At 32.9% G+C, this 23,260-nt stretch carries 22 protein-coding genes; 12 read left to right on the top strand and 10 right to left on the bottom strand.

Annotation, left to right across the window (positions count from 1 at the left end; genetic code table 11):
- The first annotated feature begins 18 nt into the window (after positions 1-18).
- Together ASE40_RS19235 and ASE40_RS19230 are read left to right on the top strand one after the other, a co-directional pair.
- Complete coding sequence (locus ASE40_RS19235) at positions 19-429, top strand: hypothetical protein (RefSeq protein ID WP_057118822.1); 411 nt, start codon at positions 19-21, stop codon at positions 427-429.
- A 33-nt stretch (positions 430-462) separates the two neighbouring features.
- Positions 463-2,643 carry a T9SS type B sorting domain-containing protein gene (locus ASE40_RS19230; protein ID WP_057118820.1) on the top strand — a complete coding sequence of 727 codons (2,181 nt, stop codon included), beginning with the start codon at positions 463-465 and terminating at the stop codon, positions 2,641-2,643.
- A gap of 84 nt (positions 2,644-2,727) precedes the next feature.
- Here ASE40_RS19230 and ASE40_RS19225 read toward each other — a convergent pair whose 3' ends face one another.
- Positions 2,728-3,168 carry a DUF4268 domain-containing protein gene (locus ASE40_RS19225; protein ID WP_057118817.1) on the bottom strand — a complete coding sequence of 147 codons (441 nt, stop codon included), beginning with the start codon at positions 3,166-3,168 and terminating at the stop codon, positions 2,728-2,730.
- 91 nt (positions 3,169-3,259) lie between these two features.
- Here ASE40_RS19225 and ASE40_RS19220 point away from each other — a divergent pair, with 91 nt between their 5' ends.
- Together ASE40_RS19220 and ASE40_RS19215 are read left to right on the top strand one after the other, a co-directional pair.
- On the top strand, positions 3,260-3,910 hold the full coding sequence (locus tag ASE40_RS19220) for an NUDIX hydrolase (protein WP_057118815.1): 651 nt from the start codon (positions 3,260-3,262) through the stop codon (positions 3,908-3,910).
- A gap of 126 nt (positions 3,911-4,036) precedes the next feature.
- Entirely contained in the window at positions 4,037-4,846 is an 810-nt protein-coding gene (locus tag ASE40_RS19215; protein ID WP_057118813.1) for a lysophospholipid acyltransferase family protein, read from the top strand.
- Positions 4,847-4,980: 134 nt separating this feature from the next.
- On the opposite strand, the gene ASE40_RS19210 is transcribed toward ASE40_RS19215, so the two are convergent.
- The 3 genes from ASE40_RS19210 to ASE40_RS19200 are packed head-to-tail and all read right to left on the bottom strand — an operon-like array spanning position 4,981 to position 7,220.
- Positions 4,981-5,613, bottom strand: a complete 633-nt coding sequence (locus ASE40_RS19210; protein WP_057118811.1) for a hypothetical protein — start codon at positions 5,611-5,613, stop codon at positions 4,981-4,983.
- Between the two features lie 8 nt (positions 5,614-5,621).
- Complete coding sequence (locus ASE40_RS19205; protein WP_008462500.1) at positions 5,622-6,116, bottom strand: RNA polymerase sigma factor; 495 nt, start codon at positions 6,114-6,116, stop codon at positions 5,622-5,624.
- Positions 6,117-6,158: 42 nt separating this feature from the next.
- On the bottom strand, positions 6,159-7,220 hold the full coding sequence (locus ASE40_RS19200) for a DUF3810 domain-containing protein (RefSeq protein ID WP_057118809.1): 1,062 nt from the start codon (positions 7,218-7,220) through the stop codon (positions 6,159-6,161).
- A 344-nt stretch (positions 7,221-7,564) separates the two neighbouring features.
- On the opposite strand from ASE40_RS19200, the gene ASE40_RS19195 reads away from it, so the two are divergent.
- Positions 7,565-9,025, top strand: coding sequence for an aminoacyl-histidine dipeptidase (locus ASE40_RS19195; protein ID WP_057118807.1), 1,461 nt, complete (start codon positions 7,565-7,567; stop codon positions 9,023-9,025).
- A gap of 310 nt (positions 9,026-9,335) precedes the next feature.
- Here ASE40_RS19195 and ASE40_RS19190 read toward each other — a convergent pair whose 3' ends face one another.
- The 3 genes from ASE40_RS19190 to ASE40_RS19180 all read right to left on the bottom strand — a co-directional run bounded on the left by ASE40_RS19190 (position 9,336) and on the right by ASE40_RS19180 (position 13,019).
- Positions 9,336-10,109: a carboxypeptidase-like regulatory domain-containing protein gene (locus ASE40_RS19190; protein WP_057118806.1), complete on the bottom strand. Its 774-nt coding sequence runs from the start codon at positions 10,107-10,109 to the stop codon at positions 9,336-9,338.
- A 207-nt stretch (positions 10,110-10,316) separates the two neighbouring features.
- A complete protein-coding gene (locus tag ASE40_RS19185; RefSeq protein WP_057118804.1) occupies positions 10,317-12,236 on the bottom strand; it encodes a DEAD/DEAH box helicase in 1,920 nt (639 codons plus the stop codon).
- Between the two features lie 204 nt (positions 12,237-12,440).
- Positions 12,441-13,019 carry a non-canonical purine NTP diphosphatase gene (locus tag ASE40_RS19180; RefSeq protein ID WP_057118802.1) on the bottom strand — a complete coding sequence of 193 codons (579 nt, stop codon included), beginning with the start codon at positions 13,017-13,019 and terminating at the stop codon, positions 12,441-12,443.
- A gap of 76 nt (positions 13,020-13,095) precedes the next feature.
- On the opposite strand from ASE40_RS19180, the gene ASE40_RS19175 reads away from it, so the two are divergent.
- A complete protein-coding gene (locus ASE40_RS19175) occupies positions 13,096-14,874 on the top strand; it encodes an ABC transporter ATP-binding protein (RefSeq protein ID WP_057118799.1) in 1,779 nt (592 codons plus the stop codon).
- Here the strand turns inward: ASE40_RS19175 and ASE40_RS19170 are convergent.
- Positions 14,859-15,236 (bottom strand): DUF2809 domain-containing protein, encoded by a 378-nt coding sequence (locus ASE40_RS19170; RefSeq protein ID WP_057118797.1) that lies wholly within the window; start codon positions 15,234-15,236, stop codon positions 14,859-14,861. The two genes, ASE40_RS19175 and ASE40_RS19170, sit on opposite strands and share 16 nt — an antisense overlap.
- Positions 15,237-15,450: 214 nt before the next feature.
- Between ASE40_RS19170 and ASE40_RS19165 the strand changes: the two genes are divergently transcribed.
- The 3 genes from ASE40_RS19165 (at position 15,451) to ASE40_RS19155 (ending at position 17,723) form a co-directional block, all read left to right on the top strand.
- A complete protein-coding gene (locus tag ASE40_RS19165) occupies positions 15,451-16,629 on the top strand; it encodes a glycoside hydrolase family 88 protein (RefSeq protein ID WP_057118795.1) in 1,179 nt (392 codons plus the stop codon).
- Between the two features lie 6 nt (positions 16,630-16,635).
- Positions 16,636-17,037 carry a hypothetical protein gene (locus ASE40_RS19160; protein ID WP_057118793.1) on the top strand — a complete coding sequence of 134 codons (402 nt, stop codon included), beginning with the start codon at positions 16,636-16,638 and terminating at the stop codon, positions 17,035-17,037.
- A gap of 254 nt (positions 17,038-17,291) precedes the next feature.
- On the top strand, positions 17,292-17,723 hold the full coding sequence (locus ASE40_RS19155; RefSeq protein WP_057118791.1) for a hypothetical protein: 432 nt from the start codon (positions 17,292-17,294) through the stop codon (positions 17,721-17,723).
- A 55-nt stretch (positions 17,724-17,778) separates the two neighbouring features.
- On the opposite strand, the gene ASE40_RS19150 is transcribed toward ASE40_RS19155, so the two are convergent.
- Complete coding sequence (locus ASE40_RS19150; protein WP_057118789.1) at positions 17,779-19,293, bottom strand: FMN-binding glutamate synthase family protein; 1,515 nt, start codon at positions 19,291-19,293, stop codon at positions 17,779-17,781.
- Positions 19,294-19,330: 37 nt separating this feature from the next.
- Positions 19,331-20,113, bottom strand: coding sequence for an NYN domain-containing protein (locus ASE40_RS19145; RefSeq protein ID WP_057118787.1), 783 nt, complete (start codon positions 20,111-20,113; stop codon positions 19,331-19,333).
- Positions 20,114-20,438: 325 nt separating this feature from the next.
- Between ASE40_RS19145 and azu the strand changes: the two genes are divergently transcribed.
- The 3 genes from azu to ASE40_RS19130 all read left to right on the top strand — a co-directional run bounded on the left by azu (position 20,439) and on the right by ASE40_RS19130 (position 23,009).
- Positions 20,439-20,963, top strand: coding sequence for an azurin (gene azu, locus ASE40_RS19140; RefSeq protein ID WP_057118785.1), 525 nt, complete (start codon positions 20,439-20,441; stop codon positions 20,961-20,963).
- 181 nt (positions 20,964-21,144) lie between these two features.
- Positions 21,145-22,404 carry an aminotransferase class I/II-fold pyridoxal phosphate-dependent enzyme gene (locus tag ASE40_RS19135; RefSeq protein WP_057118783.1) on the top strand — a complete coding sequence of 420 codons (1,260 nt, stop codon included), beginning with the start codon at positions 21,145-21,147 and terminating at the stop codon, positions 22,402-22,404.
- Between the two features lie 119 nt (positions 22,405-22,523).
- Entirely contained in the window at positions 22,524-23,009 is a 486-nt protein-coding gene (locus ASE40_RS19130) for a hypothetical protein (protein ID WP_057118781.1), read from the top strand.
- Positions 23,010-23,260 lie beyond the last annotated feature (251 nt).

Genomic DNA, 23,260 nt, shown 5'->3' with positions numbered 1-23,260 from the left:
ATCCGCAAGAAAATATCTATGAATTTTTTACGCACCTATATAGTAATACTTTTTCTGGTATTTGGATTCCAGCAGGCTCAAAGTCAGTCTTATCATTTTAAAACCTCAGGATTTAGCGTTTTAGAGAAAAATGAAAGAGGGAAATGGGGCGAATGGTCCAATTTGGATTTAGTAAATCTTTCCGTTGTTTTAGATACAAATAAACATAGAATCGTTGTTTATTCACAGGAAATCCAGCTTTTTAGTATTTTAGATTATATCGAGCGTGAAGAGAATGATACCGATATTGTGTATTCTTTTGTGTGCAAAGACAACGACGGTAGAGAATGCAAACTTTCCATTATAACACGTAAAAAGCAGGATTATCGTAAACAGCTTTATATTAATTACGATGACCATATTATTGTTTATAATATTTTTACAGTCTAGCTAAAAAGATTTGTTTAACGTGCATATGTCGCTATGAGTGTAAAAAAAATCACTTCTTTTTTATTATTTTTTATCGTATTATCTGCTTCATCTCAACAATGGAAACAAAATTTTAAAATTGTTGAACCTATAAGAATTAGAGATAATAGCTTCGGATTTTCTGTTTCTACTTTTGATGGATATGCTGCGTATTCAGCAGATGAAGTTGATATTGCTGGTGTAGAAAATGCAGGTAAAATATATATCGCTAAACAAGATTGCGATGGATGGTCAATTTATCAAGAACTTACTCTTCCAGATGCTATAAATTATTGTGGTTTCGGAACTTTGATTGTCATGGAAGGAAAAACACTTGCAATTGTAGGTTGTGATCCTGTTTTGGGACTTGGTGGAAAAGCAGTATATATGTACGAAAGGGATTCGGATGATTTATATAAATTAAAGCAAAAAATAACCAGATCTGAAAATATTATTTATGACAATTATGGAACAACTCTTGCCATGTCTGGAGATTTTATGGTTGTAGGTGCTTTTTATAATAGTACAGATGGTAATTTTGCTAATTATTTAGAGAATGCAGGGGCTGCATATATATATCATAGAAACAATACCGGTACATGGGATTTTGTCCAAAAAATTGTTGCAAGTGATAGAGAAAGAAGAGACAATTTTGGAAATTCAGTTTCTATTTTTGAAAATACCATTGTGGTTGGTGCAGTTGAAGAAGGAGTTAATTGGGCAGGAGCTGCATATGTTTTTGAAAAAAACAGCAATTCAAATACGTGGAGGGAAGTTCAAAAATTAACAGCTTACGATTTTAGAGGGTTACAGGATAGATTTGCCGCAACGGTTAAAGTTGCTAAAGATGATATCGTGATTTCTGCTCCAGGAGAAGATGATTATGATTCTTCTGAAAGCGGAGATGGAGGAGGACCATTGACATTTGCAGGCTCAATTTATGTTTTTAGAAAAAACGCAAGTAACCAATGGACGGGGTTTCAGAAGATAAGAGCTTCTGATGTTTCTGTTACAGCTGGGTTAGGTGGTAAGATAGAAATCTCTAATGATAAAATGGCAGTTGTAGGGGGTGAAAGGGTGTATGATAATTTGGGAGCATTATCAAAAGTTTATGGTCGTGTATATATGTTTCAAAAAGATAAAAGTAATAATAAGTGGGTTGAGTACCAGATTGTTCATCCAATTATAAAAAATAATAGTGATTCATTTGGAAGCTCAATTTCCTTGTATAACGATGATTTTTTTGTTGGAGCCTATTGGGCGGCATTAGACGCAAATGAACAAAATTATGTTGGTTATGCTGGAGCTGTTTACATATTTAATACTTATGAATATTTAAATTCCTCAAAACCAGTATTAAATACGATTCCTATTTTAACTTCATGTGCTGATTTAGGAAATGGTTTTTCTTCGAGTTTTGATATGTCAACTATTGAAAAAGATTTAGTTGCAAACCCTGAAAACTACGTTTTTACATACACAGATAAAAATGGTAATAAATTACCTTCACCTTTGCCAAATAATTATTCTAATATTAATCCTTTCTCTGAAAATATTAATATTAGAGTGGCAAATAAAAACAATCCAAGCTGTTATGAAGATACTAAAATTGAATTGGAAACAATCTCTTCTTTCACATTAAACATTGTTCCTGATCTATATAATTGCGATTTGAACGGAACAGGTTTTGCAACATTCGATTTGTCAAAAGTTAATTCTGTTCTTGTAAATGATCCGTCACTTTTTACATTTTCATATTTTGACAAAAACGGAAATGATATTAGTTCTTTGATTAACGAATCGTATATTAATTCTACTAAAAACTTTCAGGAAATTGTAGTTAATGTAACAGAAATAAGTACTAATTGCAGTGCAAAATCGAAAATAAATCTGTATGTCTCTAATGCTGGTGCAGATTGCAAAAAAGAGGAGGAAACTTATAGCTATATAATTCCCCAGTTTTTTACGCCAAATGCCGATGGATTTAATGATACATGGGAGATTAAGGGGCTGGAAAATCAAAATTATAGTGTTCATATTTTTGATAGATATGGTAAGCTTTTAAAGACTTTAGGAAAAAATGGCAGCTGGGACGGAAATTATAATGGAAATGCGTTACCTTCTTCTGATTACTGGTTTCAATTGGTATTGGAAAATGGAATTATAAAAAAAGGACATTTTTCATTAAAGAGGTAAAAAAACACCGACAGGTTTTTAAAATCTATCGGGTTTATTATATACGCCTTAGAACCTTAGTCTCTCAGAAACTCAGAGCCTTTCTTACAATACATCAATATCTTTAATAAACTCGTCATACTCAAGATAAAACATTTCTAGAGCATGCATATTTTCATTAAAGAAATCAAAAATTGTATCCCAGTTATTTCGGTTGCTAAAACCAACACCTGTTTTTTCAACCCAGATTCTGCTGATTGTTTTACCGCTTTCTAGAGTGTAATTTTTTTCAAAAACCAAATCTTTAATAAATTCTTCTTCCAGAATGTTTTTTAAAGCCTCTATTTTTTCGAAGTAAGCTGTACGCTTTTCATCACTTCTATGTTCAATATCAATTAAAACCTGAGCCTTCTTATTATCAACATAAAATTTAAAAGAGAAGTCTTTAATCTTTGTATCATAAAGCACCCATTTGCGAGGATATTTTTCTGCAAAAGCTACCCAAAATTCTCTTTTAATTTTTTGTGATTCTTCTCTGCTGTACATTTTTTAGGCTTTAATTTTAGAAAACTTGTGGTACTGCGTTTTCTAGAGTATATTTATGTTTTATTTAAAAGTACAAAAATAAGCTTTGATTATGAATTTTCAAGACTTTTTGAAATATGTTCCCAATATTATTCCGGTTGAACTGCCAGCGGTCGAATCACATTTAAAAATGGCTCCAAAAGAACGCATTGAGGGATTAAAAAATCTTGATATTGAAGCACTGAATGCTAGAATGGCAGGAGTAATGATGCTATTTTACCCAAAGCAGGAAAAAACACATTTAGTTTTGATTGTAAGAAATGCTTATGATGGAGTGCATTCTGCTCAGATTGCGTTTCCTGGAGGAAAATATGAAAAAGAAGATTTGAATTTTGAAACTACTGCACTGCGCGAAACTCAGGAAGAAGTTGGAGTTGCCAGTGATAAAATAGAAATAATCAAACATTTTTCTCCCATGTATATTCCGCCCAGTAATTTTTTGGTGCATCCATTTTTAGGAATTTCAAAAGAAGAACTTTCTTTTTATCCGGATATTAGAGAAGTTGCAGATATTATTGAACTGCCTTTATCGGTTTTTTTAAATGATGAAATAATTATCGAGGCCAGATTATCAACTTCTTATGGTGCTAATATTTTAGTGCCGGCTTTCAATATTCAAAATCATGTGGTTTGGGGTGCAACAGCAATGATCTTGAGCGAATTGAGAGATGTATTAAAAATGACTTTTGAGCATGAAATTTAAAAATGTTTATTTAACAATTTGATATTCATTTTAATAGGTGTAAATTGGAGAAATTGTTTTAAAGTGTTGCTAAAAGAATAATTTTTGTATGTTTGCGACCTAACAAAAAAATAAGATAAATTAGTTATGGGATTGTTTAAACGAAATCCTTTTGGGCATATATTATTCATCAAGAAATGGTTAATCCGAATTTTGGGTGCCATGACGCATAGAAGATATAGAGGTTTTAACGATTTGCAGATTGAAGGATCTGAAATTATTAAAACACTCCCAGATTCTAATGTCTTATTTATATCCAATCATCAAACTTATTTTGCAGACGTTGTTGCAATGTTTCATGTGTTTAACGCAAGTTTAAGCGGACGTCAAGATACTATTAAGAACATTGGCTATTTGTGGCAGCCTAAAATGAATTTGTATTATGTTGCTGCAAAAGAAACCATGCAGGCAGGATTACTGCCAAGAATTTTGGCTTATGTAGGAGCAATTACAGTCGAAAGAACTTGGCGTGCTAAAGGCGTTGATGTTACAGAGAAACGCGATGTAAATCCAAACGATACCGAAAACATTCGAATTGCTCTTGAAGATGGCTGGGTTATTACTTTTCCGCAGGGAACTACAAAATCTTTTAAGCCTGTTCGTAAAGGAACTGCTCATATTATCAAACAGCATAAACCAATTGTAATTCCGATTGTAATTGATGGTTTCCGAAGATCATTCGATAAAAAAGGACTTCGAATGAAGAAAAAAGGGATCCTGCAGTCTTTCATCATCAAAGAACCTCTTGATATTGATTATGAAAACGATACAATCGAACAAATTGTAGAAAAAGTAGAATACGCAATCGAACAGCATCCTTCATTTTTAAAAGTAATTCCAGCAGAAGAAATTAAAGCACAGGAAGAACTTAATAAACTCAGACAGTGGGATTATTAGTGATTTTAGATTTCTGATTTTAGATTTTAGATTGTTTCAGGTTTCAAGTTTCAAGTTGTCAAAAAAACTTAGAACCTTAGTATCTTAGTATCTTAGTATCTCAGAACTTTAGCGTATCTCAGAACCTTGGCAACTTAAAAATCTATTTTCTTCAACTCCTTATAATTAGTATATAATCTTCTTAAAAGAGTTCCGTAGATTATTCTGTAGAAACACCAGAATAAACCGAAGAAGCCTAAAATTACCAAGAATAATATTCCTATCGTAACAAACATAGCTCTTCCGTTTAAGGCTAATTTTTCTCTCAGAAATTCCATATCTGGATTGTAAACAAAAGCAATAAAGAAGCTTAAAATAGCCGTTATTACAATCATTCCTAAATTATACCAAACATAGTACTGAACTGTTTTTCTAGTCTTTAAAATGGCGCTCATTAATGATTTGGTGGCTACAGTAGTCGAAATCGTTTTGTAGTTTTTATAAAAAATATACACAAAAATGAGAACGACAATATAATTAAAGTATGTTAGAAACTCTAAAGCCATGATAATTTCTGGATGATTGATTTTTTTCAAAACATCATCCGTATTAATAAATAAGTTTGAAAAAGTCCAAAACGAAATTTCCAAAATACTGATAATCAAAATCCATTTTACTATGGAAGATGATTTTTTGTGAATCATTTTATAGATTTCAGTTTCAGAAATTTGTTGAAAAGAACCTGAGTTCTTCTGCCAGTCTTTTTTTAGTAAATCCAGTTCTTTCATAATAATTTTTAAGGATTTAGTATTTTTTTAAGTTTCCCTTTAATTCTGTTCATTTTCACGCGCGCATTCACTTCGCTGATTCCTAAGGTTTCAGCTATTTCTTGATAATCTTTGTCTTCTAAATACATAAAAACTAATGCTTTTTCGATGTCGTTAAGCTGGTAAACTGCTTTGTACATCAATTTTATCTGTTCTTCTTCTTCGTAATTGTAGTCAACATCTTTTACAAAATGCTGGTGGTTTTCATAATCTACGGTAGAAATAGTTCTTTTGGTTTTGCGGTATAATGTAATCGCGGTGTTCAAAGCCACGCGATAAGTCCAAGTCGAAAATTTACTGTCGCCTCTAAATTTTGGATAAGCCTTCCAGAGCTGAATGGTAATTTCCTGAAATAAATCTTTATGAGCATCTTCTCCAGCAGTATATAATCTACAAATCTTGTGGATTATATTCTGATTTGCCTGCAATTGCGCAACAAATGACTGTTCTAGATTTTCGCTCATAAAAGTATTAGTAGTTATGAAATCATTTTTGTTACAGTTGAATCAAAGTTTTCTGGTTTTATAATAATTAATTGCCAAGTCAATGAATTTGCTGTAACTGTCCATACCATCTTTTTGGTTGTTTGATTTTAAGAAATTATCGTAAAGAAAATAAAATCCCTCATCGAGAAAAGTATCATACTTTTTGTGAAAATCTTGACTCTCCTTATAATTTTTTAAGATACCAATATGTACAGATTTCTTTAATTGATTAAAAACTTTCTCGTTTTTGAATTTCCAGATTCCTAAACAATAATTCAATGTAAAACTATATCCAGCATACTGATAATAAAGATTATCATTTTTAGCGGAAGCTAAAAAGCCTATAAAATTACATTCACTTTCACTGGCAAAACCAATTTGATGCGCCATTTCGTGCGCCGTAGTTTGAGGAAAAGTGTACATTGGCAGTAAATAATTGATCTGAGCCTCATTGGTAAACGGATTCAAATAACCGCCAAAACCCATATAAGTCAATGGTGTGCTGAATAGGGATTTCTTAACGCTTAAAATTTCATATTTAAAATAAGGATGTTCCTTCGCTAAATTGTCATAACCGTTTAAAATCATTTTAAATGATTCTTTTTGAGAGTAAGGAAAAACAATTTTTGCTGTGTCATTTTTAGTAATTGCAAACTGAACTTCATTCGTTTTTGTAATTAATCTTTTCGTAAAAGCTAAAAGATCAGCATCTGTATACTCTCTCTTGATTTCCATTTTTTCGAAAAGAGGCTCTCTATAATAATTGAACGCCCAAAGAAGATGAAAGAAAAAGTAAAAAACAGAAATTTTGCTTAATATCTTTAAAAGATGATCTTTCCAATCTGTTCTCCATGTTTTACGGATTTTCCAAAACCAGCCAATTATACCTAAAATTAGAAAAGCATAAATACAATCTCCAATAGAAAATGGAACTTTTCCTAGTGCTATCCTTAAAAAATGAGAAATTCTAACAAATAAATTGTTACTGTAAAAACCTTCAACAAAGTCTGGAAAGAAGGCGAGGATTCTTAAAAAGATAATTTGAACAAGAAGAAATATAGGTAAAATGTATTTTGATCTCACGGTTTAGGTTTTTTATAAAAATAATAATTAAATAGAAGTTGAGTTTATTTTTTTGAAATTTTATCATTCTATAAATGAATTACAATATAAAAACTTTTAAATATTGGTATTTAAATGTGCCGTCAGGCACAATTGATTGGTAGAGAATTTATGCATATTGAAGCCAAGCGTTCCCATAGGAACGCATGATAGCTCCTTGTTTTATTTTATTACCAACGAAATGCCACTATGTGGCATAAAAAGGGAAAAGATTTCTGGATTAATATCCTATAATTTGTATCGAAAAAAGCATTTAAACTTTGTAACTTTGAAGCTCTTAATTGTTAAACATCAAACAAAATATAATGAGTCAAGAAGTAAGAAATCTGGAGCCAAAAGTACTTTGGAATAAATTTGCAGATTTAAATGCCGTTCCTCGTCCTTCAAAAAAAGAAGAGCGCGTAATTGAGTTTATGAAAAACTTTGGAAACAGTTTAGGTTTAGAGACTTTCGAAGATGAAATTAGAAACGTAATCATCAGAAAGCCGGCTACACCAGGAATGGAAAATCGCAAAGCTATTGTAATGCAGGGGCATTTGGATATGGTTCACCAAAAAAATGCAGATACAGTTTTTGATTTCGATACGCAGGGAATTGATATGTATGTTGATGGAGACTGGGTTCGCGCTCGCGGCACAACTCTAGGTGCAGATAACGGATTGGGAGTAGCTACAATTATGGCAATTTTAGAAAGTAAAGATATTCCGCATCCAGCAATTGAAGCTTTGTTTACAATTGATGAAGAAACAGGAATGACTGGTGCGCTAAACCTAAAAGGCGGAATTCTTCAAGGTCAGATTTTATTGAATTTAGATACCGAAGAAGACGATGAAATTGATATCGGATGTGCAGGAGGAATTGACGTTACGGCTACAAGAACGTATCATGAAGAAGAAGTTCCAGAAGGCTCTGTTGGTTACACAATTACAGTAAAAGGACTAAACGGAGGACATTCAGGAATGGATATTCATAAAGGTTTAGGGAATGCTAATAAAATAATGAATCGTTTATTATTTGATGGATTTGAAAACTTCGGTTTACAGATTGTTGAAGTAAACGGTGGAAGTTTAAGAAATGCAATTCCGAGAGAAAGTGTTGCTAAAGTAATTATTTCTCAAATGTTTGATGAAGCTTATGTGTATGATATGCAGGAAATTATTTCTGACATCAAAGCTGAATACAAAACAACTGAGCCAAACTTATCAATTGAAATTGTAAAAGGAGAATTACCTGAAAAAGTAATGGATTTAGGGGTTCAGGAAGGAATCATCAGAGCGATTTACGCCGCACATAATGGCGTTTACAAAATGAGCGCTGATATGGCAGATTTGGTTGAAACTTCAAATAATATCGCGCGAGTAATTATTAAAGACGGAGAAATTTCGATTGGATGTTTAACGCGTTCTTCTGTTGAATCTTCAAAATTTGATTTAGCAAATTCATTGCGTTCTGCTTTCGAATTAGTAGGATGCGAAGTTGAACTTTCTGGTTCTTACCCAGGATGGACTCCAAACGTTAATTCTGAAATATTAGAAGTTTTAAAAGAAATCTACGAAAAGCAAAATGGAGAACAGCCTAAGGTTGTAGCTTGCCACGCTGGTTTAGAATGCGGAATTTTAGGAACAAATTATCCAGATATGGATATGATTTCTTTTGGCCCAACAATTCATGGAGCACACTCTCCAGACGAAAGAGCTAGTATTTCTTCAGCTCAAAAATATTGGAAATTTGTATTAGAAATTCTTTCGAATATTCCAGTTAAATAGTTTCAGTCACGGTATTCAGTCACAGTTAATTTCAGTTTCTAAGAAAACTGTAAACTGTGACTGTAAACTGCGACTAAAAAACTTAATCTCTCTTAGGAGTATTTTTCTTTTCTCTTTTTTCTTCTTTCTTTTCTTTAGCCGTTTTTAACGGTTCTTTTTTTGCTGTTTTTTTAGCATCTTGACCCTTTGACATAATTTATTGATTTTGATGGTGTTTTAGTAAATGTAAAGCTTTTAAAAACTTAAACGCCAAAAAAAATCCTCAATTTTAGAATTGAGGATTTAAATATTTTCCTTATGAAGGAGATTCTTAATTACGTTTTAATACTTTATACTGCTCATAACAAGCGCTAATGGCATCCATAATCTGAAGATCATTTGCAGTTTGTATAAAAGAATCAGAATAGTTACATCTGTGCATGATTTCAGGAATCTCGTCTTTGCTGACTCCTAATAACACGGCAACTGTTTCGCGGTCGTATTTAGATTCCAGAAGTGTTCGTACCGTATCATCTTTCTTCATCTCCTTTAGCTTCTTGAGTTCTTTACCGTTTTTTCCAAAGAAATTATAGAGCATATCCGCGGGGTTAAAAATCGATCCTAGTACCTTACCAAATGCATTTGGAGCATATTCTCCTGCTTCATAACCTTGTGTAAGTCCAGAAATGCTGTAACGATAGTTTTCTTTTGTTGGAATTAATTTAGAATCAATTTCAAGATATCCTGTTAAAGTAAACGGAGCAATGATAACCTCCTCTAAAGCAATTGCTTTTTCAGTAAGCTGAATACGGGTTACTTTATTTTTTATCCAGTCATTTGTAACTCTAATTCTTAGAGATTGAAACCCTAGAATAGAAAAGTGAAGTGTGTCATTAACCTGAACATCAATTTCAAAATATCCTTTTTCGTCAGATTTTGCACCGCGAACTTTGTTAGTGTTAATAACGTTTACACCGGCAAGAGGTTGTTTACTGTTGTCATTAATAATATAACCTGAAACTCTTTGAGGAACAGTTGGCTGCGTATCTTGCGCAAAACCAATGTTAGCTAGAAGAATAAAAAAGAAAACTGCGAAATATTTCATATCCTGATTTAAAGCTCTAAAAGTAGTAAATCGGGATTAAATATTTTGCAGTCTTGGAATTTAATTATAAGAAAATTAACAAAGGAAGCAGTCTTGCTTTAGTAATTACAAAACTCATTCATAGAGAGTAAGATTCTTAATATAAAAAAATCCCAAATTCCAATTATATCTGGAATTTGGGATTTTGTATTTTGAGATACTAAATTATTAATCTCTTCTAGATCTTCTTGGTCTTGGGCTGTCGCCAAAGTTTTCAGAACGTCTTGGAGCTCTTTCTGAAGAACCATTTTCGTTTCTTGGAGCAGAACTTCTAAAACCACCTTCTCTTCTTGGAGCAGATGAATTTCTGTCGCTTCTAAAACCACCTTCTCTAGATCCTCCGTCTCTTGAAGAATTTCTGTCGCTTCTAAATCCGCCTCCAGAACCTTCACGTCTTGGAGCAAAATTTCCTTCTCTTCTTGGTCCAGAACTTCTTCCGCCGCCACGATTGTTGTGGTCGCGTCTTCCGCCTCCGTCATTTTTAGAGATCTCAACATTGATACGACGACCTTCTAATTGTACGTTGTTTAAAACGTCCATTACTTTGTCAGTATGCTGTGGATCAGTGTTAAAGAAAGAGAAGCCTTCTTTTACGTCAACTTTAAAGATATCATCACGACCTAAATCTAATGTTTCTTTTAAGTAATCTTTTAATGACATCCAGTCAAAATTGTCTCTGGAACCGATGTTTACAAAATAACGAACTGCTCCGTTATTATTGAATTCTCTTGGTTCTGAATCTCCTCTTTCGCGTCTTTCTCCAGATTGAGCAGAGATATCTCTGTTCTTTTTGTAATAAGTAATGAAACGGTTAAATTCTACAGAAACCATTTTCTTAATCAATTCTTCTTTAGATAAATCTTCAAGAACATTGTTGATTGCTGGTAAGTAGTTGTCAATTTCGTGATCAACCTCAGTATCTTTAATTTTATTTGCTAAGTGCAATAATTGGATTTCGCAGATTTCAATTCCAGATGGAATAGTTTTTTCTTCAAACTTTTGTTTGATGATTCTTTCGATAGAAGAAATTTTACGCAACTCACTTTTTGTAACAATTACAATAGAAGTTCCTAATTTTCCAGCTCTACCAGTACGACCAGAACGGTGGTTGTAAGTTTCAATTTCATCAGGTAATTGGTAGTTTACAACGTGTGTTACGTTATCAACGTCAATACCACGCGCAGCAACGTCAGTAGCAACAAGCATCTGAATTTGTCTTCCGCGGAAAGATTTCATTACACCATCACGCTGTGCTTGAGATAAATCTCCGTGTAAAGCAGCAGCACTGTATCCGTCTTCGATTAATTTTTCAGCAATAGCTTGTGTGTCTCTTTTTGTACGACAGAAAACTACAGAGAAAATATCTGGATTAGCATCAGCTAAACGTTTCAAAGCTTCATAACGGTCACGAGCATTTACTAAGTAAAATTCGTGAGAAACTGTTGCAGAACCTGAGTTTTTGGCTCCAACAGTAATTTCAACTGGGTCACTCATGAATTGTTTTGCAATTCTAGCAACCTCTTGCGGCATAGTTGCAGAGAACAACCATGTACTTTTTTCGTCTGGAGTATCTGATAAAATAGATACGATATCCTCATAGAATCCCATGTTTAACATTTCGTCAGCCTCATCAAGAATACAGTAATCTATATTTTTAATGTTAACCAAACCTCTATTAATCATGTCTTGCATTCTTCCTGGAGTTGCAACGATAATCTGCGCTCCTCTTTTAATGTCTCTAGCTTGCTCTGTAATACTAGCCCCGCCGTAAACTGCTACCACATTAATACCTTTTTCGTATTTTGAGTAGTTTTTAAGTTCGTTGGTAATCTGTAAACAAAGTTCTCGTGTTGGCGATAAAACTAATGCTTGTGTGTTTCTGTTGTCAGCATCAATTTTTTGAATTAGCGGAAAACCGAAAGCTGCCGTTTTCCCTGTCCCTGTCTGAGCCAACGCAACCATATCTGTGTCTTTTTCCAATAATAGGGGAATCGCCTTTTCCTGTACCTCTGACGGATTTTCAAATCCTAGATCTAAAATCGCCTTCAGTAACGATTCATTCAATCCTAATTGTTCAAATTTATTCATATATGTATTTAAAATAGGGTGCAAAATTACTGTTAATTATTCAGATAAACTAATGGTAATTCAAGAATTATGTATTTGTTATGATTTGATTTTCAAAAAGTTACATTTTTATTAAAATGATTTTTAATAAAAAAATCAGAAAACACACAAAAAACACGTCATGAAATCTAAAATTTAGTCTTTAAAATGTTGTATTTGAAACAATTATTTTGCGGCACTCAGGAAATCAATTAGTTGCTGAACTGCTTTTCCGCGGTGGCCTATTTTATTTTTTACTTCTAATGGCAGTTGAGCGAAGGTTTCATCAAAATTTTCAGGTTTAAAAATAGGATCATATCCAAAACCATTTGTTCCCATTTTATCTGAGGTAATAGTTCCTTTGGCAATTCCGGTAAATAAATGTTGTTTTCCTCCAAGGTTTAAAGTAATAACGGTCTTGAACTGGGCGCTGCGATTTTCTTCATTTTTTAATGCCTCTAAAAGCTTATTCATATTGTCATCTGCATTTTTTTGTTCGCCAGCATATCGCGCAGAATAAACGCCAGGTTCGCCATTTAATGCGGTTACTTCTAAGCCAGTATCATCAGCAAAACAATCATAACCATATTTTTGAGTTACATAATCGGCTTTTAAAATAGCATTTCCTTCAATTGTTTCCGCAGTTTCAGGAATATCTTCAAGGCAGTTAATATCTTCTAGACTTAATATTTTAATGCTCTCAGGAAGCATACTTTGTATTTCTGCGATTTTATTTTTGTTGTTTGAAGCGAAAACGAGTTTCATAGAATTATCTGTTTAAATGATTTCAACACAAATTTAGAATTCTTATATTTGATATGTTACCTAAAAAATAAAATAAATGCAGTTATCGGTTCTTTATAAAAAAATAATGCCTTTTGTAAAGTCTTACAGAAAAATGGTAATTGCTACTTTACTGCTTACGTTTTTAGGTTCATTTGCGGCTCAGGTAAATGCTTTAATTCTAAAATACACTGTCGATACCATCAATAATTTAATGGTCGCACACGAGCCGCTTTCTAAAGGCTTTCATTTATTAGGTATTATTAGTATTGTGTTGTTAATTAAAGAATTGGTTAATTCAGTTGTACAGTTTGGGCAAAAATTCTACGGAGAAAAACTCCGTATTTTTATAACCCGTGATATTTCTCAAACCATTGTTGAAAAAATCCTAAGTTATAGAATGGAATTTTATACTTCTGATGAAAATGAAAGCGGAAAACTTCAAACCAGAATCGATCTAGGCATTAGCAGTTTAACACGATTGGTCCAAAACTTTTTTATTGATATTCTGCCATTATTTGCAAATGCTTTTGTGGCATTGGTGATAATGTTTTATGCCAATGTCTATGTTGGTTTGGTGAGTTTGTGTATTATTCCGATTTATTTTTACATAAGTCAATTGCAGGCGAGAAAATTAAGCGGATTTAGAAGACGAATGCGTAATTACCGCGAAACTAAAAACAACGGAATTATAAGTTTAATTGAATCTATTACGGTCATTAAATCTTTTGTTCGAGAATCGACAGAAGCAGAACGCCACGAAAAGATTCAATATGAAATGACCGAAAATCAATTAGCAACCAGAAAAACGAGTTTTATTTTTGAAAGCGTTAAAAGTTTTGTCGAGCAGATAGGAGTAGTGATTATCATTATATTAACAGCTTATTTTGTGTTGAACAACCAGATGACAATTGGTGCCATAATGTTTCATATTATGTTGTTTAATAATGTTTCGTCTCCGATTAGACAATTACACCGAATTTACGATGAAGTAAACGATGCTCTTATTTACTCTGAAGGCTTTTTTGATATTTTAGAATCAGAACAGGAAATAGAAACAACTGGAGATTTTATTCCAGAAAAAATTAGCGGATTAATAGAGGTTAAAAATGTAGATTTTGTGTATCCAAACGGAACACAGGCACTTTACGATATTAATTTTACTGTCAAACCAAATGAAACGACAGCTTTGGTCGGATTAAGCGGCGCGGGAAAAAGTACTGTTATTAATTTGCTGGATAAATTTTATCAGCCTTCGTCGGGTCATATTTTTTTAGATGGAGTTGATTTAGCAGATTATAATACAGATTTTCTGCGTAAAAATATTGGATTGGTGCTTCAGAAAAACCATATTTTTAAAGGCACAATTGCAGAGAATATTTTATACGGAAAGCCAGAAGCATCAAAAGAGGAAATTATCGAAGCTGCCAAACAAGCCTATATTCACGAACAAGTAATTCAATTGCCAAAAGGATATGATTCTGATGCGCATTTACTTTCTGGCGGACAGCAGCAGCGAATTGCGATTGCGAGATTGTTTTTAAAAAATCCGCCCATAATTTTCTTAGATGAACCAACCGCGAGTTTAGATGCGATTGCAACAGAACAAATAAAAAAGTCTCTCGACGCCATAAAAAAAGATAGAACTGTAATTATAATTTCGCACAGTATTTCTCAAATTATTGATGCCTCAAATATTATCGTTTTAGAAAAAGGAAGATGTGTCGAAAAAGGAACTCATGATGAATTATATGATAATAAAGGAACGTATTATCAAATATTTATGGCGATGGCCAATAGTTTAAATATCGAAAAAATCACTCAGACTTTTGACTGATATAATTTAAAACTATTTTTTTCGATGAGAGAAGCGACAGCAATTCCGAAAGTATAAGCAAGAATATCCGACCATAAAAATCCCTGACCTAAAACATACCTTCCAAAAAGTGTCTTTCTAAGTTCAACAATACATTCTGCTTGATACAATTGTAGAAACTCAATGCTGTAACAAATTAGGAGAGAAAGTAAAGCAATTAAAAAAGCCTTTTTAAGTGGAAGAAAAATTCGAACCAAAAAGTAAATCATAACTGCATACAAAAAATCGCCAATCCATAAGGGAATAAAAGAGATTTTTCTGGAAAGGATTCCAAGGAAAATAATGCTGAGGAAAATAATGAAGTAATAGACTCTGGATTTCAAGTTTAGTAATGTTTAGTTAGGAGCAAATTTATACTAAATCTTTTATTTCAAGATATTGAAGATTTTCTCTTTTTCAAAGTTTTTAAACTTTGAAAAAGAGAAAAGAAGTGGACTTAAAGTACGTTTTTAGGGAACGAAAAATACAAATCCTCAATTGATTGACTTTATTTCATAAATTTATCAGTTCAATTAATTTACTATCAAAAATAGCCACATGAATTCAAAATTTTTTCCCATGATTTTATCTTTATTTCTTTTCGGAAATCTAAGCTATTCTCAAAAAGACAAATCATTTAATATTCAAAAGCAATTAGAATATTGTGCAGCACAGGCTTCTAAAACTTTAAAAGTGATTCCGAATGACGGGACTTCTCCGAGAACAGTTCCTAACGGAAGTAAAGATTGGAAATTTGTTGACTATAAAGACTGGACAAGCGGATTTTGGCCTGGCGAATTATGGTTTTTGTATGAAGCGACAAAAGACAAAAAATGGGAAAAAGAAGCCGACAAATTCACCCGTTTTTTAACGCCTTTATCTGTAAGCAAAGCAAATGACCATGATTTAGGTTTTCAGGTTTTTAATAGTTTTGGAAACGGATATCGATTGACTAAAAATCCAGAGTACAAACAAATTATACTGAAAACAGCAGATACGCTGGCAACACTTTTTAATCCGAAAGTGGGAACAATCCAATCTTGGCCGCATAATAAAATGGGAGGTCATAATACGATCATTGATAATATGATGAATTTGGAACTTCTGTTTTGGGCTTCAAAAAATGGAGGAAACAAAAAACTTTATGATATTGCCGTTAAACACGCAGAAACTACAATGGCAAATCATTTTAGGCCAGACAATACTTCTTATCATGTTGTAATTTATGATTTTGAAACTGGGAAAAAGATCAAAGGCAGAACGGCTCAAGGTTACAGCGATGACAGTATGTGGGCGCGCGGACAGGCTTGGGCAATCTATGGATTTACAATGACTTATAGAGAAACTAAAGATCCTAAATTTTTAGATTTCGCACATAAATTAGCTCGTGTTTATTTGGATAAATTAACAACAGAAGATTTAATTCCGTACTGGGATTTCAATACGCCCAATATTCCTAACGAACCTAGAGATGCTTCTGCGGCAGCGATTGTTTCTTCGGCGCTTTTGGAGTTGAGTTCTTATACAAAAGATAAAAATTTGAAAATAGAGTATTTGGCAAAAGCCAAAAAGATGATTGTTTCACTCTCAGAGCATTATCAAAGCCATGATGTTAATTCAGCATTTTTATTGCATTCAACAGGTCATAAACCTGCAGGAAGTGAAATAGATTGTTCTATAAATTACGCAGATTATTACTATCTTGAGGCATTATTAAGACTTCAAAAACTAAAATAAAATATCATGAAGAAAATAAGCCCAATTGTATTTGCAATAATGATGGTATTGATGCTTGCCAGCTGTAAAAATACCAAACAAAAACTTCAGGAATATGTTACGGAATATAATAAAACTGCGCCAAGCTTTAGAGCCGACCATGTAACATTAACAACAGCCCGAGGTTACCTAAACGATAATAAAATTGAACTGCGTTTTGAAACCGACTTAGAACAAAATGAGGCAAACAAATTAGCTACAGGAATCGCTTTTGTGAAATTAATAAAGAAACTTATTGCCAAAGATCAGATTCCGAGACAATTGATTGAAGAAGGAGTTCAGTTTGATGTTTACTTTTTAGCCAATGACAACACGGTTCTGGGAAAAGAAATCTTAAATGGCGAATCTCTTAAATATTTTTTGAAGTAAAAACAGTACTTTAAAAAGTTTAAATTCCTACATAAAAAAGTCTCTTTAATTTGTTATTTAAAGAGACTTTTTTATGATTAGACTTCAAATAAAGCAAAAAACAGCTTTTTGAATTCTTACATTTTTTTTTGTTTTTAAAGGATAATCAATTTGTATTCAATTAATTATCTATTGTATTTTGTTGATAAAACATTGTTTTTGTATCATAAATTAATTATGTTTGAGTTAAAAAATAACTATAAAACCAATAATTTATGAAAAAAATTACCCAAATCGCATTCGTGCTCTCTTTTGCATTGTTTTTAGTTAGCTGTAAAAACACCAAGCAAAAAATTCAGGAACATGTAAGTACTTATAATAATTCTTCTTCTATAAAAGGAAACGGAATTACAAGTACAACAGCAAAAGCTTTTTTGAATGACAACAAAATCGAAATTAGAATTGAAACGAATTTAGAAGAGACGGATGCCAACAGAATTGCCTACAAAGAATCATTTCCTGATTTATTAAAAGAAATGATTAAAAATGACCAGATTTCTACTGAGTTAGTTAATGAAGGAGTATCTTTTGATGTTTATTTCCTAGCTTATAATAATGCTATTTTGGCGCAGCAAGTAGTAGACAAACAAGAATTAGCGGTATTAGAAGGAACCGCAGAACCAAGTAAAGAAACTGCAAAATTGTAATTTAAATAATGGAATTAAAAAAAGCCTCTTTAGTATTTTAAAGAGGCTTTGTTATTTATGAGAATTGCGTAACGTTTTTCAAATTATCCGGGAAATACATATCGGATAAACTAGCAAATTCGTCACCGCGCATAAAAATATTAATGTCCACATCGGCGAAACTTTTCTTTCCTGCTGCTGCTAAAAGTTCATTTGCAGAGTGCAGTGTATTTTTATGGAAATGATATACACGCTCAGATTTATCCGTCACAACCAAACCTTTCATCAGCATTTTGTTTTGAGTTGCCACTCCAGTTGGGCATTCATTATTATGGCAGCGTAAAGCCTGAATACAGCCCAAAGAAAACATAAATCCTCTGGCGCTGTTACACATATCTGCTCCAAGTGCTACGGCATGTAGAATAGAATAACCAGAGATTATTTTTCCGCTACCAATAATTCGCATTTTATCACGAATTCCTAAACGAACCAGAGTTTTGTTCACGAAAATTAATGCTGGTTCAAAAGGCATTCCAACTCCATCAGCAAATTCAAGAGGCGCAGCGCCGGTTCCGCCTTCTGCACCATCTACTGTGATAAAATCTGGGTAAATATCTTCTGCAATCATTTCTTGGCAGATGGCTTCAAACTCAGCTGTGTTTCCAATACATAATTTAAATCCGATTGGTTTTCCATTAGATAAATCACGTAATTGTTTGATGAAATGAATTAATCCTTTTGCATCAGAAAAAGCATGATGACCTGGAGGCGATAGAATCATGGTATGCGGTACAACACCTCTAATATTAGCAATTTGTTCGGTGTTTTTAGCAGCAGGAAGAACACCTCCGTGACCTGGTTTTGCACCTTGCGAAAGTTTAATTTCGATCATTTTTACATTCGGAAGATTTGCTTTTTCTGAAAATTTTTCAGGACTAAAATTTCCTTCTGCATCACGGCATCCAAAATAACCAGTACCAATCTGCCAGGTAATATCGCCGCCGCCTGCAAGATGAAATTCTGTTAATCCGCCTTCACCGGTATTTTGGTAGAAATTTCCTTTTTTAGCACCAATATTTATGGCACGAACTGCATGTTCGCTCAAAGAACCAAAACTCATAGCAGAAACATTAAATAAAGAAGCCGAATAAGGCTGTTTGCAATCTTTTCCACCAACTAATACTCGAGGTAATTCTTCGTTTACTTGTGCTGGGAAAATAGAATGTTTGATTCCTTCGTAGTTCTCAGTATTTAAGTTTAACTGCGTTCCAAAAGGAGTGCTAGAATCAATATTTTTAGCTCTTTGATACACTAAAGAGCGCTGATTTCTAGAGAAAGGTTTTCCGTCTGTAGATCTTTCAATAAAATACTGCTGAATCTCTGGTGCAATCATTTCAAATAAATATCTAAAATAACCCAGAACAGGGAAGTTCCTTAAAATAGCATGTTTTTTTTGAGAAGCGTTGTAGGCTCCAATAATCAATAAAGCAGGAATAATAAAAACGAGTAAATAACCTCGTCCGGTATAATGGTAAATTGCTGCAACAATTAGAAACAATAAGAATCCGTAAATAAAGAATTTCTTTCTCATGTTTTTAAAAAATTAAATATGTAATAAATGCGGGTAATTAATTGAATCGTAAACGCACATAAACGTGTTTGATTCCTTTTTTGTCAGATTCTCTTTCATCAATCTCCAGAATATCTGTTAATGACTTCAACATTGGCGTAAGCTTAGAGTAGCCATAATTTCTAGGGTCAAATTCAGGTTTTTTCTTCACAACCAAGTTTCCTACATCTCCTAAAAATGCCCATCCGTCATCATCTTCAAGATCTTCGATTGTAGCTTCTATAAGTTCTATAGTTTGTTTGTCAACTTTATGGAGTGCTTTTTCAGCTGGTTTTTCAACTGGCTTTTTAGTGTCGGCAGCAGTATGAGTTTTTGGTTTTTTCTTCTGAATTGCACCGTCCAAAACTTCAATGTAGATAAATCTGTCGCAGGCAACAATAAACGAACTTGGAGTTTTCTTTTCGCCAATGCCAATTACTTTCATGCCGGATTCTCTCAAACGAATTGCGAGACGCGTAAAATCGCTGTCACTCGAAACAATGCAGAAACCGTCTAACTTTCCTGAATATAAAAGATCCATAGCATCAATAATCAATGCTGAATCTGAAGAGTTTTTACCAACTGTATAACTATATTGCTGAATAGGAGTGATGGCATGTTCTAATAAAACACCTTTCCACCCGTTAGCATTTGGTTTTGTCCAATCGGCATAAATCCTTTTAGTGGTTGGAGTTCCCAGCTTTGCGATTTCTTCCATCATACCTTTTACATTGCTGTAAGGCACATTGTCCGCATCAATAAGAACAGCCAGTTTTAAATCTTTTGAGTTGCTTAAAGGCATTATTTCAATATTAGAAAATTAAGGATTCTCAAAGTTAAAATTAAAATTGGTTTTTATAAGAATCGAATGATGAATTAGTGATTTTATTAACACTAATTATTTTCATTATAAATAATGTTTGTAGAGTTAAAAATGAATTAAAGATACGGTTGTCTTTTGTTTTATGTCTATCTATATTTGTGCTGGTTTTAATTGAAAAATTCATGCTTTTAAAGAGTGTGAGCAGAGAATTAGAACTTTAGTTTTAAAAGAATAAACCTTTAAAAGAATTCCGCTCGGAATAATATATTGAATACAAACAATAACATTTATAAATTATCTTAAAATGAATACAAAAACAAAATTTTCAATAATGATCCTAATGGGATTTTTAGCAATAACTTCTTGTGGAAAAAAAGAAACAACTCCAGCTGACCAGACTGAAAAAAGTGAATCATCAACAGAAGGAGAAGCGGCACCAGTAACATCAACAGAAGAAAATGTATTAATTATTGAAGGAAATGACCAAATGCAGTTCAACACAAATGAATTACATGCTGTTGCCGGAAAACCAATTAAATTGACTTTAAAGCATGTTGGAAAAATTCCAAAAGAGGCAATGGGACATAATTTAGTAATATTGAAAGAAGGAACAGATGAAGCTGCTTTTGCGCTTAAAGCAAATGATGCAGCGGCGACTGATTATATACCTGAATCTGAAAAAGCTTCGATTATTGCTCACACTAAATTGTTAGGAGGCGGAGAAGAAGACACAATCGAATTTACAATTGATAAGAAAGGAACATACAAATATATTTGCTCTTTCCCTGGCCATGTGGCTATGATGAAAGGTGTACTAATTGTAGAGTAGCTATTCCTGAATCTTTACGGAATTAGTTCTTATGAAATCTGTATAAGTGATTTTGAGGTTAAATCTTGTTAAAATTTTACCGCAGAAAATTTTAAATAAAAATAAATGACACTCTGAATTTTAGAATAATAATGATTATTTTTGCTCGCTGATTAAGTTAAAAAAATTACTACACTATATTATGGTAAAAGATTTATTCGAAAGAATTCAGGACAATAAGGGACCTTTAGGAAAATGGGCTTCTCAAGCAGAGGGCTATTATGTTTTCCCAAAGTTAGAAGGAGAGTTGGGTCCTAGAATGACATTTCATGGAAAAAATATTTTAAACTGGAGTTTAAATGATTATTTAGGTCTAGCAAATCATCCAGAAGTTCGTAAGGCAGATACAGATGCAGCAGCTCAGTTTGGTGCGGCTTATCCGATGGGAGCTCGTATGATGTCTGGACACACTACGTATCACGAACAATTAGAAAATGAATTGGCTGCTTTTGTAATGAAAGAATCTGCTTATTTATTGAATTTTGGTTACCAAGGAATGGTTTCTATCATTGATGCTTTGGTTACTAAAAATGATATCATTGTTTATGACGTTGATTCACATGCTTGTATCATTGATGGTGTTCGTTTGCACATGGGTAAGCGTTTCACATACAAACACAATGATCTTGAAAGTATGGAGAAAAACTTGCAGCGTGCTACTAAAATGGCCGAAGAAACAGGCGGAGGTATTTTATTTATTACCGAAGGTGTTTTTGGAATGCGTGGACAGCAAGGAAAACTAAAAGAAATTGTTGCCTTAAAGCAAAAATACAATTTCCGTTTATTGGTAGATGATGCACACGGTTTTGGTACACTTGGTAAAACAGGTGCTGGAGCAGGTGAGGAGCAGGGAGTTCAAGACGATATTGATGTTTACTTCTCTACTTTTGCAAAATCTATGGCTAATATCGGTGCTTTTGTAGCGGCTGATAAAACAGTTATTGATTATTTAAAATACAATTTACGTTCTCAAATGTTTGCAAAAGCGTTACCAATGATCCAGACACTTGGTTCTTTGAAACGTTTAGAATTATTGCGTAACTCTTCTGAAATTAAAGATAAACTTTGGGAAAATGTAAATGCATTACAAAGCGGTCTTAAAGAAAAAGGATTTAATATTGGAGATACAAACACTTGTATTACACCGGTTTACCTAGAAGGAAGTATTCCTGAAGCAATGGTAATGGTAAACGATTTAAGAGAAAACTACGGTATTTTCCTTTCTATTGTTGTTTATCCAGTTATTCCAAAAGGAATTATTTTGTTAAGAATGATTCCGACAGCTTCTCATACACTTGCTGATATTGAAGAAACGTTAACTGCTTTCGAAGCAATTCGTGAGAAATTGGTAAATGGAACTTATAAAGAAATTGCTGAACGTACGACTGTAGACGTTTCTTAATTACCAGAAATAGAATTTCCTTAGGTGGGAATTATGTAAAAAATCCATTCGTTATGCGAATGGATTTTTTTTTATTTAAGGTAACTTTATATCATAATCACAAAATAAAAATAACAATTATGAAAAAAGTATTAATACTAACAACCCTTATTTTGACGGTTCTTGTATCTTGTAAAAAAGAAACTACAACGACAGAGCCAGTACAAATAGCACCAAGCCCGCCAAAAGAAGCAGAGATTGTAGAACCAGCTGGTGATCAATGCTATGCGTGGAGAGCTAATGGAAGTATTATTGAAATGAGTTTTAATGTAAACTCACATCAAGAAGTAAACGGGAAACTAAGCTACAACTTAGTAGGAAAAGATAAAAATGAAGGAACATTGATAGGTAATATGAAAGGCGATACTTTAATTGCCGATTATACCTTTAGTTCTGAAGGAGCTTCATCTGTTAGAGAGGTTGCTTTTTTACAAAAAGATGGTACTTTTATTGAAGGATACGGCGATGTAGTAACAGCAAACGATAAAGTTTCTTTTAAAGATAAATCAAAATTAAAATTTGACGCAAAAAATACATTGACAAAAGTAGATTGTAAAGTAGAGTAAATAAACAAGAGTGCTTTAATGTAAAAATCCATTCGTTTGGGGGCGAATGGATTTTTTTATTGTAATTAGGATTAGTTTTTAGTCTTAAGTTTGTCTATATAATCGCTCGAATTTCCGTTCCAATAACACTTTGAGCAACGATGATTATTAAATTCATGTTTACAATTTTTATAACCATACAATTGATGAGCACATTCAGGACATAAATTCTTCATTTGAGATGATTTTTCGTAAAATTGACTTTTACATTC

It is taken from the genome of Flavobacterium sp. Root935 (assembly GCF_001429295.1).
In the GTDB taxonomy this organism is placed as follows: domain Bacteria; phylum Bacteroidota; class Bacteroidia; order Flavobacteriales; family Flavobacteriaceae; genus Flavobacterium.
Note: the sequence above shows the minus strand (reverse complement) of the source record. Positions and strands in the feature narration are given on the sequence as shown.